The following is a 12169-nucleotide window of genomic DNA, read 5'->3' as shown; positions in this document are numbered from 1 at the left end:
CGCCCGGGACGGGCGCGCCTGCGGCGCCGGTCGCTTCGGGCAAAGGCCGAAGCGAAACCCCTTCCAGTCAACCGTTTTGGGGGCCAGTGCGCCGGTCGGATTTGTGGCCCGTTTGACGAGAAACGGCCTGGATCGACCCGGCGGAACACCCAAGGCGCCGATTCAGGCGGATGCAAAACTCTGCAACCAGGTGGTGACGGTGACCTTGGCGCGTGCGCAGGATGGCGCCAGATCCGCGCCCCTGGCCAATTCGCAGGCGATCGCGGTGGCGAGGCTGCAGCCGGTTCCGCGGACAGTGACATTCAGGCGCGGGGCTGTGAACCTGAGGGGGGCAGGCTGGCCCGTCAGAAAGAGCAGGTCGGTGCTCTGCGCCCCCTGTCCGTGGCCGCCCTTGATCAAGACGGCCCTGGTGCCCCGATCCAGCAGAATGCTCGCCTGCACGCCGATTTCGGCCTCGGTGGTCGCCTCGGCGCGTGCGGTCAGGCGGGCGCACTCCGGCAGGTTCGGGGTCAGCAGGGTCGCCTTGGTCAGCATCCTGTGCAGGGCGCCCTCCGCGCTGAGCGCGCCGCCTGAACTGGCCCGCAGCACCGGATCAAGCACCACCGGGAGATCTTCGGGCAAACTGCCCGCCAGGGCCGCGAATTGCGCCTCGGTCGCCACCATGCCAACTTTGATCGCAGCCGGGCGCGGTGCTGCCAGGGCGGCGTCCAACTGAGCCAGCAGCACGCTGGCGGAGACGGGATGCAGGGCGCGGACCTCGGTATCGGTCTGCACGGTTACCGCCGTGACCACCGGTTTTACGCGGCATCCGAGGCTTTGGGCCATTGCCGCGTCGCGTGTCAGCCCGGCGCCGCCGCTTGGGTCGGTGCCGCCAATGGCAATGATCGATGTCATGGCGCGGTGACCGCATGCAGAGACAGATCGACATAGCCGCGCGTCTGCAGCACACGCGCGGCCTGCCAGGCCCGTAAACCGCTGGCGCAGGCCAGGATCAGCGGGCGGCCGCGCGGCAGCTCTGCCGTTGCGATTTCCTCGGGCAGAATGCGTTGCGCACCTTGCACGACCGTCTCCGGCGCTTCGCGCTCCGGGCGCAGATCGACCACAAGTTGATCCTGCGCGGGATGGCTGACGGAGACAAAAGGCAACGCATCCGCGGGTTCCGGCGTCCCGTCAAAGCGAAATCCGGCGGTCTTCAGCTGCCCCATGTCAAACGACAAAAGCTGACCCGCGGCCGGGGCGGTGGTGGCGAGGATCTGTTGCAGCACGAGCTGCGCCTGGGCCGCACCGATCATGCCGACAACTGGCCCCATGACCCCGGCGCTGGCACAGGTCGCGGCGCGCTCGGGCAGGTCGGGAAACACCGCCCGCAGCGAGGGTGCGCCGCCGCAATAGCCGCCGACATAGCCGGCGGTGCCCAGCACCGAGGCCGAGATCAGCACCTTGCCTGCCTGAAAGCAGGCATCCGACAGGATGTAGGAGACGGCAAAGCTGTCCGCCGCATCCACCACGAGATCCACGTCGGCAATCCTCTGTGCCACATTCGACGCGCCAAGCGCGGCGGGCAGGGCATGAAGGCGGAGAGCCGGCGCCAACCGACGGAGCGCGCTTGCGGCGGCCTCGACCTTGAGCGCGCCCACCTCGCACGGACTATAGAGCGGCTGGCGGTGCAGGTTCGTGGCCTCCACCCGGTCCGGATCCATCACTGTGAGCGTTCCGATCCCCGCCGTCGCCAGATACATCAGCACCGGACACCCAAGCCCGCCCGCGCCGACAACCAGCACATGGGCCTGTGCCAGCCGGCGCTGGCCCGCGTCGCCCACCTCCGGCAGGGCGATCTGCCGGGCAAAGGCGCTCAGGTCTTGCATGCTGTCACCCAGGCGCGGGTCCGGGCCTCGGGGTCCTCGGCAGTCTGGATGTCGGTGACCACGGCGGCACTGTCGGCCCCGGCGGCAAAGACCCCGGGCAGGCGTTCGATGGTCAGACCGCCGATGGCGACCAGCGGCACAGCGCCTGCGCGTTCTTTCCAGCGGCGCACCCGGTCCAGCCCCTGCGGCTCCCACGCCATCTTTTTCAGCAGCGTCGGATAGACCGGACCAAGGGCGACATAGGCCGGATCAAGCGCCAGGGCGCGGTCCAGTTCTGCCTCGTCATGGGTGGATAGGCCATACCGTACCCCGGCCCGGCGCAGGGCATCGAAATCGGCTCTGTCCATATCCTCCTGACCCAGATGCACAAAGTCGCATTTCAGATCGAGGGCCGCCTGCCAATAGTCGTTCACCACCAGCTGCGCGCCATAGACAGCGCAGAAATCCCGGGCGCGGGCGATCTGGCGGCGCACCTCGGCGTCGGGCTGGTCCTTGATCCGCAATTGCACCAGCCGCGCGCCTTGCGGCACCAGCAGTTCGACCCGGCCCACATGGCCGACAATCAGATAAAACCGTTCCATTACGTCAACTCCGCCAGGCCCAATACGGGCGTTGAGGGCACCGCCATATCGCGGCGTTCCATAGGGTCGGCGCGGTGGCCGAGGTGACCGGCCTCCACCGCCAGTGCCATCGCACGGGCCATGCCGACAGGATCGCCGGCCTTGGCCACGGCGGTGTTCAGCAGCACCGCGTCCAGGCCCAGCTCCATCGCGGCGGCCGCATCCGATGGCCGGCCGATGCCGGCATCGACCACCAGCGGCAGCTCGGGGAAATGCGCCCGCATCGCGCGCAGCCCCTCCGGGTTTGCCAGGCCGCGCCCTGATCCGATGGGCGCCCCCCAGGGCATCAGCACCTCGCAGCCGGCCGCCTGCAACCGTTCGCCCACCACCAGATCGTCGGTCGTGTAGGGGAACACCTTGAATCCGTCGTCGCTGAGGATCTTCGCGGCCTCCACCAGGCCAAAGACATCCGGCTGCAGGGTGTCCGCATGGCCGATGACCTCAAGCTTGATCCAGGGGGTGCCAAAGACCTCGCGCGCCATATGGGCGGTGGTCACCGCCTCGCGCGCCGAATGGCAGCCGGCCGTGTTGGGCAGGATGCGCACGCCGGTGTCGCGCAACAAGTTCCAGAACCCCGCGCCGGAGCCATGGATGCCCTCCCGCCGCATCGAGACAGTGACCAGCGCCGCGCCGCTGGCTGCGATCGCCTCTTGCAGGATCGCGGGCGAGGGGTATTGCGCGGTGCCGAGAAACAGCCGCGAACTGAGGGTTTCGCCATAGATTTCCATCGCGTTATCCCCCCTGCATCGGGGCCAGTACCTCAACCCGGTCCCCCGGTGCCAGCGGCTGGGCCGCGCGGGCGTCCCGGGCGACGAATTGCCCGTTCAGCGCGGTGGCAATGGCCGGGCTTGTGTAGCCCAGTTCCATCAGGGCTGCCGCCAGCGAGGGGCCGGTGATCTCACGCGGTTCGGAATTCACGAGGATTTTCATCACGCATCTCCATCAGTTGGTCCGCCGCGGCTTCGGCCATGGCCGGGGCCAGCAGGAACCCATGTCGGTAAAGCCCATTGAGAAAAAGCGTGCCATCACGCCAGTCCAGTCGGGGCAGGTTGTTTGCAAAGGCCGGGCGCAGGCCCGCGCCGGTTTCGACCACTTCGGCCTCGGCAAAGGCGGGCGACAGGGCATAGGCCGCCCCCAGCAGCTCCATCAGCGCCCGCAGGGTCGGGGGGCCGGCGTGATCGCTTTCGATCATCGTGGCGCCCAGCGTGTAGGTGCCGCCGCCGCGCGGCACCAGATAGATCGGCGTGCGCGGATGCAGCAGGCGCAGGGTGCGGCTGATTTCGACCTCGGGACAGTGCAGAATGGCCATTTCACCGCGCACCGCCCGCAGGTCGGGCAGGGCTGCGGCGATGCCGGTACAGTCCAGATCGACGCGCGGCGGCGCGGGCGTGGCCAGGTGGATCTCACCGCCGTGCTGTGTGACCGATGTGGCAAGGTCTGCTAACGCCTGCCTGGGGTCCAGATGCGCCTCCTCCGGGAAGAACAGCCCCCGGTCGAACCGTCCGGTCAGGGCGGGTTCCAGCGCGCCGATCTCTGCGCCGCTGACCTCGCGGTAGGCGCTGGTCCGGCGGGCAAAACGGGCCACTTCGGTGCGGTCGCGCCGGGGCGCCACCACCAGCGTGCCGCGCCGGTGCACCGGTGTGATCCGGGCCCACCAGTCAAAGGCGCGGCTGCCGAGGCTGACAACCGTGTCCTCGGCGCTTTCGCGTTCGCACCAGGGCGCCAGCATGCCGCCCGCATAGCGGGATGCGCTGGCTGCCCCAAGGGTGTCCGCACGTTCGAACACCCGCACCGCACCGCCGCGGCGTGCCAGGGCATAGGCGCAGGCGAGGCCTGCCAGACCTGCGCCCGCGATGGTGATCACGCCTCTTCCTCTGTCTTCTGGCCCGCCGCCTTATCCAGCGGCACATAGAGTTCGCCGCCCTCGCGGAACTTGGCCGACATGGCGTCGAACCCCTCTTTCTGGGCCTCGGCGCGGATGTCGTGGCTGATCCGCATGGAGCAGAACTTCGGCCCGCACATGGAGCAGAAATGGGCCACTTTATGGGCCTGCTTTGGCAGCGTTTCGTCGTGGAACTTCTGCGCGGTCTCCGGGTCCAGCGAGAGGTTGAACTGGTCCTCCCAACGGAATTCAAACCGCGCCCGGGACAGCGCATCATCGCGCCGCTGCGCCCCCGGCAGCCCCTTGGCCAGATCGGCGGCATGGGCGGCGATCTTATAGGTGATCACACCGGTTTTCACGTCATCGCGGTCCGGCAGGCCCAGATGTTCCTTCGGCGTGACGTAACACAGCATCGCGCAGCCGAACCAGCCGATCATCGCCGCCCCGATGCCAGAGGTGATATGATCGTACCCCGGCGCGATATCCGTGGTGAGTGGCCCCAGCGTGTAGAACGGCGCCTCGTGGCAGCATTCCAGCTGCTTGTCCATGTTCTCCTTGATCTTGTGCATGGCCACATGGCCCGGCCCCTCGATCATCACCTGACAGTCCTTGGCCCAGGCGATTTTTGTCAGCTCGCCCAGGGTCTCCAGCTCGGCAAACTGCGCCTCGTCATTGGCATCGGCAATCGAGCCGGGCCGCAAGCCATCGCCAAGAGAGAACGACACGTCATAGCGGCGGCAGATGTCGCAGATCTCCTCGAAATGCTCGTAGAGAAAGCTCTCCTTGTGGTGATGCAGGCACCATTTCGCCATGATGGAGCCCCCGCGCGACACGATCCCCGTCACCCGGTTCACGGTCATCGGCACCATATGCAGCCGCACGCCGGCATGGATGGTGAAGTAATCGACGCCCTGTTCTGCCTGTTCGATCAGCGTGTCGCGGAACACCTCCCAGGTCAGATCCTCGGCGATGCCATTGACCTTTTCCAGCGCCTGATAGATCGGCACGGTGCCGATCGGCACCGGCGAGTTGCGCACGATCCATTCGCGGGTGTTGTGGATGTTGCGGCCCGTCGACAGGTCCATCACCGTATCGGCGCCCCAGCGGATCGCCCAGACCAGCTTGTCGACCTCTTCCTCCATCGACGAGGTCACGGCGGAGGTGCCCATATTGGCATTGATCTTCACCTTGAAATTGCGGCCGATGATCATCGGTTCCAATTCGGGGTGGTTGATGTTGGCGGGAATGATGGCGCGGCCGGCGGCGATCTCGGCGCGTACAAACTCCGGTGTCACATAGTCAGGGATATTGGCCCCGAAATCCTCGCCGTCCCGGGCGCTATGGCAGGGCGACAGCGCCTGCAGCTGGTTTTCGCGGATGGCGATATATTCCATTTCCGGCGTGATGATGCCGGCGCGGGCATAGGCCAGCTGCGTCGGGGCCGCATCGCCCTTGGCGCGCAGGGGGGCGGGTTTCACCGGGAATTCCGCCACCAGCCGGTCGCCTTCGACGAATCCGTTGTCCTCGGGGCGGACATCGCGGCCCTGGTATTCCTCAACGTCGCCACGGGCGCGGATCCAGTCGGCGCGCAGCGGCGCCAGGCCGTCGCGGATATCGGTCAGAATGTCGGGGTCGGTATAGGGGCCGGAGCTGTCATAGACCGGCAGCGGCGCTTCGCCCGCGGTGGGGTGCGTGGCGATTTCCCGCATCGGGACGCGGATGTCCGGGTGCATCTCGCCTGCCACGTAGATCTTGCGCGAGGCAGGCAAGGCGCCTGTCGTGATCTTTGGGTTGGGGACGTTCATCTTGGTGCTCCTCGAGTCCATTCTCAAAAAGACACCAATTGAGCCGGGCTGGAGGAAAACGGGCAGGGTGTACCGATCCTGCCGGTTCGGACCACTCGGTCCCAGCCTGTACAGGGGCGGCGCGAATGTCCTAGCTTCCTACGCCAGTATCAACTGGGTCAGGTTCTAAGGGTCGCGTCACCGGGATTTCTCCCTGTCAGCCTCTCAGTCCCCTTGGGCGGGACTCCCCTGCGTGTGCCTAGGGGTAGTGCCCCGGGGCATGGCGCGTCAATCCCTAACTTTCGGGCGGCCGTGATCTGGGCGCCAGTGGGCCGACGGGGGGCGCATCGGGCCGCGTGCTCCCTCTGGCGGGGCCGCAGATTTCCCGCTAGTCTCGCATGCAACCCTGTCTCGCAGAAGGAAACGCGCCATGCAGCTTGCCTATGTCATGACCGCCGAACGTGGTGCCACCGACCGCCTTTTGACCGCATTGGCGGCGCGCCTCGCAGGTGCGGGCATCCGTGCGGCCGGCATCGTGCAGACCAATACCGAATGCTACGACAACAAGCTGTGCGATATGGATGTGCGGGTGCTGCCAGAGGGCGAAACCATCCGGATTTCGCAGTCGCTTGGCGAAGGGGCGCGCGGCTGTCGTCTGAACCCGGAAGCGCTGGAGCGGGCGGTCGGACTGGTCAACGCCGCCTTGGCGGCGGAGCCCGCGCCGCAGGTGCTGATCGTCAATAAATTCGGCAAACACGAAGCCGACGGACGGGGCATGCGGCCGATCATCGGCGAGGCGCTGGCCATGGGCATTCCGGTCATCACCGGGGTGAACCGAATGAATGTCGGGGCCTTTGACGGCTTTGCCGAAGGGCTGGCGCAGGAGGCGCAGCCCGATCTCGACGCGCTGATGGATTGGGTGAAGGCGGCGATTTCAGAACCCGCCTGAGCGTCCGCCTGTCACTTTGTTGCCCGGACTGTGCTGCGCTGCCCCGGTTGTGCTGCGGCGTGACAGGCCCGTGAAAACCGAAGGACAGGTGGCCGTAATTTTGTGCTGATACCGGCGGTGCTGGTCCGTCCAAACCCGCGCTTCAGCCCCCTGAAGATGAGGCGAAACAGCTAACTAGCGGTCTGTTCTGCAGGCATGGGAGTTGGTATTTTCAAAACCATCTCAACACTTTAGGAGTGGAGATGGTGGGCGACCCTGGAATCGAACCAGGCGTGCGTCTCCGCGAGGGAGTTACAGTCCCCTGCCACACCTTGCGGCCTGTCGCCCACAGTCAGAAGCATGTTGCACCTGACGTGGAGGCGTGATTACTAGCGCACCAAACGGGCGTCAACCGGAAAAGCGCAACTTTTTTCCGCCGCCTCGCAATTTGTTTTCCGGAGCATGTCATGAACAAGAAACCCAGCAAGAAACCCGCCTGGGTGGTGGACAAGGAAAAGGCCAAGAAAGCCGCCTCGGCCGAGACGGTCTGGCTGTTTGGCCTGCACGCGGTGCGGGATGCGCTCCTGAACCCGAAACGGGAAAAACTGCGGCTGGTGGTGACGCTGAACGCCCAGATCAAACTGGAAGAGGCGATTGCCAGCTCCGGGATCTCTGCCGAGGTGGTGGAGCCGCGCAGCTTCTCTGTGCCGATTGATGCCGGGTCGGTGCACCAGGGGGCCGCGCTGGAGGTCAAGCCGCTGAACTGGGGCAATCTGGAGGACAATTGCATCGGCGCCGAGGTGCCGCGCGTTCTGCTGCTCGACCGGGTGACGGATCCGCATAACGTCGGCGCGATCCTGCGCTCTGCCGAGGTGTTCGGCGCCTCTGCCGTCATCGGCACCCGCCATCACTCCGCCCCTGAAACCGGGGCGCTGGCCAAAACCGCCAGCGGCGCGCTGGAACGTCAGCCCTATCTGCGGATGCGCAACCTTGCCGATACCATCGTGGCCCTGCAGCAGATGGGCTATCTGGTGCTCGGGCTTGACGGCGAGGCGGAGGAGACCATCGAGGCGGCAGTTGCTGGCCGCGCGTCGGATCCCATCGCGCTGGTGCTGGGCGCCGAAGGACCGGGCCTGCGACAAAAGACCAAGGAAACCGTCGATAAACTGGTCAGAATTGACGCAGCGGGCGGTTTTGGCTCTCTGAATGTTTCAAATGCGGCGGCGATCTCCCTATATGCCTCTCTCAGGGGCTGACAGAGGCAAGGAGGGCACCATCGCACATAAGAGTATTCCCGGAGGCAAGGTGATCGCTTGCTGTTATTGCGGCGTGCAGTCGGCCTTTGTGCCGGATGCGGTCGTGCATGCCTTGGTGTGCAGCACCTGTGGCGCGCCGCTCTCGGCCCAGAAACAGCGTCCGCTCGCAGACCACAAGGGCGCGAAGCTGCCGTCCAAGTCCAAGCCAGCAAAGGTAAAAAAAGCCTACGCTGGCGATTGGAAAAGCCAGGCGGCGCATCTTGCGGCGGACAAACTGCGCAAAAAGAAGAAAAAGAAGAGCAAGAAATCGCCCTGGAAGTCGGTCTTTGGTGAGGTCTTCGATGTGATCGAGGATATTTTCGACTGACGCCGTCAGACAGCAGGATCGCCGCCTGGGCTGTTGCGCTCGGGTTTCACTTTGGCGCCGGGGCGTTCACGCGGCGTTCAAATTCACGTTTGGGATCTTTTCTGATCGGGCGCGGGCGGGCATTGTCTGAGCAATTGTCTTTTGCCGGAGATCCGACGTGTTGATGCACCGCCCTCTGTTGCCTGTGTCCTGTGTGGCCTATGCCGCGCTTGCGCTGCTGGTCTGCGCGATCTGGGGGACACCGCAGGCCTCCGCCGGGCCGCGCTATTTCTCGGCCGAGGACGGCGTTGCGATCCGGGGCTACGACCCGGTGTCCTTTTTCATTGCGGAAGCGCCGGAGCGGGGGCAGCGGGACCATGCGGTCATGTGGAAGGGCGCGATCTGGCTGTTTCGCTCGGCCGAGAACCAGTCTCGATTCGAATCCAACCCGCGCGCCTATGCGCCGCGTTTTGGCGGGCATTGCGCCTATGGCATGGCACGCGGGCTGCTGTTCGACGGGGACCCATTGAGCTGGGAAATTGTCGACGGGCGTCTCTTTCTCTTTCACAATCCGAGGGTCGAGACCCTGTGGCAGGCCGACCCGGAGCAGATGATCCAGTCGGCGCGTGCGGTCTGGCCGTCGATCCTGCGGCAAGAATAAGCGCGCGAAACGCGCACGGTTTGCGGGCGGGGCGAGACCGCTTCACAAAAGCGCGACTGGATTTTGCATCAAAGTCAATTCGCCAGATCCCGTCTGACATCACAAAATCGCGATCTCCTCTTTATTTCCCGCCGGGCAACGCCACATCTTTATCAAGTCTGCGGCTTTGGAACTGTCGCAGATCTTTTTCACTGTCCCTCGTTCCACACCTGGCGCCCGAAGTTTTTTCGGGCGCTTTTTCTTTGCCCGCAGGTGTGACCGTCCCATGTGCGAGCGCAGAAGATGGGGATCGGCCTTGCACCAATCCGCGTGGGCGCGCAGGGTGGCGACATGTATTCTGATGCGCTGCTCAAGCAGATTCTGACCACTACCAAGACGATCGCGGTCGTGGGCGTGTCGCCCAACCCGGTCCGGCCCAGCTATTATGTGGCGCGATATCTGTCGCTCAAGGGCTTCAGGGTGATCCCGATCAACCCGGGTCACGCGGGAACACAGCTTTTTGGCGAAACCGTCCGCGGATGCCTCAGCGAGATTTCAGAACCGGTGGATATGGTGGATATCTTCCGCCGCTCCGAGGCGGTTCCGGAGATTGTGGATGAGGCGCTGACGGCCTTTCCGGAGCTACAGACAATCTGGATGCAGATTGGTGTCGAACATGGTGCGGCGGCGGCCAAAGCGCAGGCGCGCGGCGTGACCGTGATCCAGAACCGCTGCCCCAAGATTGAATATCAACGGCTGTTTGGCGAGCTGCGCCAGGGCGGTTTCGCCACTGGGATCATCTCTTCCAAGTTGTAGGTTTTCGGCTGTGGGCTTCGGCGGGGGGCTCTCCCGCCCGACTTGCGCGCATGCCACATGCGCTGAGCCCGTTGGGCCGGGCGCCTTGCCGGCGGCAAGGCGGGCCATGTCGTCTTGGGCTCAGGATTTGGGGCGGGCGGCTTTCTCGGCCAGACCGCTCAGACCCTGTCGCGCGGCCAGAACCTGCAGCACATCGTCCAGCGCCACGTCGCGCGCGGCCAGCATGACCAGGAAGTGATAGAGCACATCGGCCCCTTCCGAGGCGAGACCGGATTTGTTGTCTTTCACCGCTTCGATGATGGCCTCGATGGCCTCTTCACCGAATTTCTCGGCGCATTTTTCCGGCCCCTTGGACAGCAGTTTCGCGGTCCAGCTGCTGTCGGGATCGCTGTCCTTGCGCGTCAGGATGGTCTGTTCGAGGTCATGCAGCAGGGTCATTGAAGCCTCATCGGGATGCCATTTGCGATCATATGCTGTTTGGCTTCCTGCACGGTGAATTCGCCAAAGTGGAAGATCGACGCGGCCAGCACCGCGCTGGCGCCGCCCTTGGTGACGCCTTCGACGAGGTGGTCCAGCGTGCCAACGCCGCCCGAGGCAATCACCGGAACCTCCACCGCGTCAGAAATGGCGCGGGTCATTTCAAGGTTGAAACCGGATTTGGTGCCGTCCCGATCCATCGAGGTCAGCAATATTTCTCCCGCGCCCTTGGCCGTTACGAGGCGGGCAAACGCCACGGCATCAATGCCGGTTTCGCGGCGTCCGCCATGGGTGAAGATTTCCCATTTTCCGGGGGCGACGGATTTGGCGTCGATGGCGCAGACGATGCACTGGCTGCCAAACTGATCGGCGCTTTCGGCGATCACATCCGGGTTCGCCACAGCGGCGGAGTTGAACGATACCTTGTCGGCACCAGACAGCAGCAGGGCGCGCACGTCTTCCTTGCTGCGCACGCCGCCACCGACGGTCAGTGGCACGAAACACTGCTCGGCGGTGCGGCGTACCATATCGAACATAGTGCCCCGGTTTTCATGGGTGGCATGGATGTCGAGAAAGCAGATCTCGTCCGCGCCGGCGGCATCATAGGCGCGCGCGGCCTCAACCGGATCGCCTGCATCCCGCAGGCCGACAAAGTTCACGCCCTTGACCACACGGCCATCGGCGACATCAAGACAGGGAATAAGGCGTGTTTTCAACATGGGGCGCTTGTAGCGCGAAGCGGCACAGGGGGGAAGACGGGAAAACCGATGTTGCACGGCTCTGGCCCGATGAGGTTGGCAGGCAGGCCTGATGCATCGGTGAGCCTAGTCGGCTGCGATCCTGCCGCCATCGGAAGGGCTGGCCCGGGCGATCCGATGCATGGCGCTGCGGGTGATCACCACGTGAAAAGGCATCACGAGGGCGAGATAGATAAATCCGATCACATTGTGCCGATGGACCCAAGTCGCCATATGGATCTGGCCGCGCTCCTGGCGGATGCAGATCCTGAAATCCAGATGACGGTCGTCGGTCCCCAGGATCAGCTCTGTCCTGTCCTCAAAGGTTTTCGGAAAAAGGGCCCCGGTTCCAGCTGCGGTTTCCCCGGTCTTGAGACCAAACGGTCTGACAATGCGGTTGCGCAGGGCGAGCAGCGCGCGGGCCCAGCGCGGCAGGCTAAGGCCGAGGTCCGCGGCCTCCCGTGGGGTCAGGTCGCTGCGGACGGCATAGCCGTCGATGAAATCGCCAGTTTGGACCTGCGACCATAAGGCAGAGGCGCGGGGCAGGGGGCGGGTCTCGATTCGCGGCATGGCAGCTCTCCTTTGCAGATAGGGTCGCATGCAGGGCCGAGCGCAACCAGACGACCAGGTGACGCAGGGAGGTGGCGGGCAAAGGCTCAAATATTTGGCAGGGGCGGCGGAGGGCGCCGCACCGCAGGCGGGCCGAGGATCAATCCGGGGATCAAAGACGGCAATGCCTCCCGCCCGGCCCTTGGCCCACACCCTTGGTGAGACGCCGGTCCCGTTGGGTCGGGCGCCGTGGCGCGTGTCCGCAGGAC

The 12169-nt window shown here is 65.0% G+C and carries 15 protein-coding genes, 1 tRNA gene and 1 riboswitch; of the genes, 5 read left to right on the top strand and 11 right to left on the bottom strand.

Annotated elements, in window-relative coordinates; all coding sequences use genetic code 11:
* Positions 1 to 162: 162 nt before the first annotated feature.
* From thiD to thiC, 7 genes are read right to left on the bottom strand one after another with little or no spacing between them, the layout of a single operon-like run.
* Positions 163 to 894, bottom strand: a complete 732-nt coding sequence (gene thiD, locus TRIHO_RS23035) for a bifunctional hydroxymethylpyrimidine kinase/phosphomethylpyrimidine kinase (protein ID WP_068249170.1) — start codon at positions 892 to 894, stop codon at positions 163 to 165.
* Positions 891 to 1865 (bottom strand): HesA/MoeB/ThiF family protein, encoded by a 975-nt coding sequence (locus TRIHO_RS23030; protein WP_332307245.1) that lies wholly within the window; start codon positions 1863 to 1865, stop codon positions 891 to 893. Before TRIHO_RS23030 ends, thiD begins: the two co-directional genes overlap by 4 nt.
* Positions 1853 to 2446: a thiamine phosphate synthase gene (locus TRIHO_RS23025; RefSeq protein WP_068249169.1), complete on the bottom strand. Its 594-nt coding sequence runs from the start codon at positions 2444 to 2446 to the stop codon at positions 1853 to 1855. Before TRIHO_RS23025 ends, TRIHO_RS23030 begins: the two co-directional genes overlap by 13 nt.
* Positions 2446 to 3213 carry a thiazole synthase gene (locus TRIHO_RS23020; RefSeq protein ID WP_068249168.1) on the bottom strand — a complete coding sequence of 256 codons (768 nt, stop codon included), beginning with the start codon at positions 3211 to 3213 and terminating at the stop codon, positions 2446 to 2448. The genes TRIHO_RS23025 and TRIHO_RS23020 overlap by 1 nt, the downstream gene beginning before the upstream one ends.
* Before the next feature lie 4 nt (positions 3214 to 3217).
* Positions 3218 to 3415, bottom strand: coding sequence for a sulfur carrier protein ThiS (gene thiS / locus TRIHO_RS23015; protein WP_068249165.1), 198 nt, complete (start codon positions 3413 to 3415; stop codon positions 3218 to 3220).
* A complete protein-coding gene (locus TRIHO_RS23010) occupies positions 3384 to 4349 on the bottom strand; it encodes an FAD-dependent oxidoreductase (protein ID WP_068249164.1) in 966 nt (321 codons plus the stop codon). Before TRIHO_RS23010 ends, thiS begins: the two co-directional genes overlap by 32 nt.
* The gene (thiC, locus tag TRIHO_RS23005; RefSeq protein ID WP_068249163.1) at positions 4346 to 6172 is read right to left on the bottom strand and encodes a phosphomethylpyrimidine synthase ThiC; all 1827 of its coding nucleotides are present in this window, start codon (positions 6170 to 6172) and stop codon (positions 4346 to 4348) included. The genes TRIHO_RS23010 and thiC overlap by 4 nt, the downstream gene beginning before the upstream one ends.
* Before the next feature lie 118 nt (positions 6173 to 6290).
* Positions 6291 to 6412, bottom strand: a riboswitch (TPP riboswitch).
* Between the two features lie 169 nt (positions 6413 to 6581).
* On the opposite strand from thiC, the gene TRIHO_RS23000 reads away from it, so the two are divergent.
* Positions 6582 to 7100, top strand: a complete 519-nt coding sequence (locus TRIHO_RS23000; protein ID WP_068249162.1) for a DUF2478 domain-containing protein — start codon at positions 6582 to 6584, stop codon at positions 7098 to 7100.
* Positions 7101 to 7343: 243 nt separating this feature from the next.
* On the opposite strand, the gene TRIHO_RS24010 is transcribed toward TRIHO_RS23000, so the two are convergent.
* A tRNA-Tyr gene (locus tag TRIHO_RS24010) sits at positions 7344 to 7427 on the bottom strand.
* Between the two features lie 119 nt (positions 7428 to 7546).
* Between TRIHO_RS24010 and rlmB the strand changes: the two genes are divergently transcribed.
* The 4 genes from rlmB to TRIHO_RS22980 all read left to right on the top strand — a co-directional run bounded on the left by rlmB (position 7547) and on the right by TRIHO_RS22980 (position 10137).
* The gene (gene rlmB, locus TRIHO_RS22995; RefSeq protein WP_068249161.1) at positions 7547 to 8335 is read left to right on the top strand and encodes a 23S rRNA (guanosine(2251)-2'-O)-methyltransferase RlmB; all 789 of its coding nucleotides are present in this window, start codon (positions 7547 to 7549) and stop codon (positions 8333 to 8335) included.
* Positions 8286 to 8702, top strand: a complete 417-nt coding sequence (locus TRIHO_RS22990) for a hypothetical protein (protein WP_232367870.1) — start codon at positions 8286 to 8288, stop codon at positions 8700 to 8702. Before rlmB ends, TRIHO_RS22990 begins: the two co-directional genes overlap by 50 nt.
* A gap of 163 nt (positions 8703 to 8865) precedes the next feature.
* On the top strand, positions 8866 to 9342 hold the full coding sequence (locus tag TRIHO_RS22985; RefSeq protein WP_068249158.1) for a YHS domain-containing (seleno)protein: 477 nt from the start codon (positions 8866 to 8868) through the stop codon (positions 9340 to 9342).
* Between the two features lie 330 nt (positions 9343 to 9672).
* Complete coding sequence (locus TRIHO_RS22980) at positions 9673 to 10137, top strand: CoA-binding protein (RefSeq protein WP_068249171.1); 465 nt, start codon at positions 9673 to 9675, stop codon at positions 10135 to 10137.
* A gap of 120 nt (positions 10138 to 10257) precedes the next feature.
* On the opposite strand, the gene TRIHO_RS22975 is transcribed toward TRIHO_RS22980, so the two are convergent.
* The 3 genes from TRIHO_RS22975 to TRIHO_RS22965 all read right to left on the bottom strand — a co-directional run bounded on the left by TRIHO_RS22975 (position 10258) and on the right by TRIHO_RS22965 (position 11921).
* Complete coding sequence (locus TRIHO_RS22975) at positions 10258 to 10575, bottom strand: phosphoribosyl-ATP diphosphatase (protein ID WP_068249157.1); 318 nt, start codon at positions 10573 to 10575, stop codon at positions 10258 to 10260.
* Complete coding sequence (hisF, locus tag TRIHO_RS22970) at positions 10572 to 11333, bottom strand: imidazole glycerol phosphate synthase subunit HisF (protein ID WP_068249156.1); 762 nt, start codon at positions 11331 to 11333, stop codon at positions 10572 to 10574. The genes TRIHO_RS22975 and hisF overlap by 4 nt, the downstream gene beginning before the upstream one ends.
* Positions 11334 to 11438: 105 nt before the next feature.
* The gene (locus tag TRIHO_RS22965) at positions 11439 to 11921 is read right to left on the bottom strand and encodes a DUF2867 domain-containing protein (RefSeq protein ID WP_068249155.1); all 483 of its coding nucleotides are present in this window, start codon (positions 11919 to 11921) and stop codon (positions 11439 to 11441) included.
* Between the last annotated feature and the right edge of the window lie 248 nt (positions 11922 to 12169).

Origin of the sequence: Tritonibacter horizontis, from assembly GCF_001518015.1 — a bacterium.
GTDB lineage: Bacteria > Pseudomonadota > Alphaproteobacteria > Rhodobacterales > Rhodobacteraceae > Epibacterium > Epibacterium horizontis.
Note: the sequence above shows the minus strand (reverse complement) of the source record. Positions and strands in the feature narration are given on the sequence as shown.

What these genes read in the sequence shown, in the direction of transcription:
- TRIHO_RS22985 (WP_068249158.1), top strand. Translation starts at nt 8,866, where the DNA reads ATGCACCGCCCTCTGTTGCCTGTGTCCTGTGTGGCCTATGCCGCGCTT.
- TRIHO_RS22975 (WP_068249157.1), bottom strand. Translation starts at nt 10,575, where the DNA reads ATGACCCTGCTGCATGACCTCGAACAGACCATCCTGACGCGCAAGGAC.
- TRIHO_RS23000 (WP_068249162.1), top strand. Translation starts at nt 6,582, where the DNA reads ATGCAGCTTGCCTATGTCATGACCGCCGAACGTGGTGCCACCGACCGC.
- hisF (WP_068249156.1), bottom strand. Translation starts at nt 11,333, where the DNA reads ATGTTGAAAACACGCCTTATTCCCTGTCTTGATGTCGCCGATGGCCGT.
- TRIHO_RS23030 (WP_332307245.1), bottom strand. Translation starts at nt 1,865, where the DNA reads ATGCAAGACCTGAGCGCCTTTGCCCGGCAGATCGCCCTGCCGGAGGTG.
- TRIHO_RS23025 (WP_068249169.1), bottom strand. Translation starts at nt 2,446, where the DNA reads ATGGAACGGTTTTATCTGATTGTCGGCCATGTGGGCCGGGTCGAACTG.
- thiS (WP_068249165.1), bottom strand. Translation starts at nt 3,415, where the DNA reads ATGAAAATCCTCGTGAATTCCGAACCGCGTGAGATCACCGGCCCCTCG.
- TRIHO_RS22990 (WP_232367870.1), top strand. Translation starts at nt 8,286, where the DNA reads ATGTTTCAAATGCGGCGGCGATCTCCCTATATGCCTCTCTCAGGGGCT.
- thiD (WP_068249170.1), bottom strand. Translation starts at nt 894, where the DNA reads ATGACATCGATCATTGCCATTGGCGGCACCGACCCAAGCGGCGGCGCC.
- rlmB (WP_068249161.1), top strand. Translation starts at nt 7,547, where the DNA reads ATGAACAAGAAACCCAGCAAGAAACCCGCCTGGGTGGTGGACAAGGAA.
- TRIHO_RS23020 (WP_068249168.1), bottom strand. Translation starts at nt 3,213, where the DNA reads ATGGAAATCTATGGCGAAACCCTCAGTTCGCGGCTGTTTCTCGGCACC.
- TRIHO_RS22980 (WP_068249171.1), top strand. Translation starts at nt 9,673, where the DNA reads ATGTATTCTGATGCGCTGCTCAAGCAGATTCTGACCACTACCAAGACG.
- TRIHO_RS22965 (WP_068249155.1), bottom strand. Translation starts at nt 11,921, where the DNA reads ATGCCGCGAATCGAGACCCGCCCCCTGCCCCGCGCCTCTGCCTTATGG.
- thiC (WP_068249163.1), bottom strand. Translation starts at nt 6,172, where the DNA reads ATGAACGTCCCCAACCCAAAGATCACGACAGGCGCCTTGCCTGCCTCG.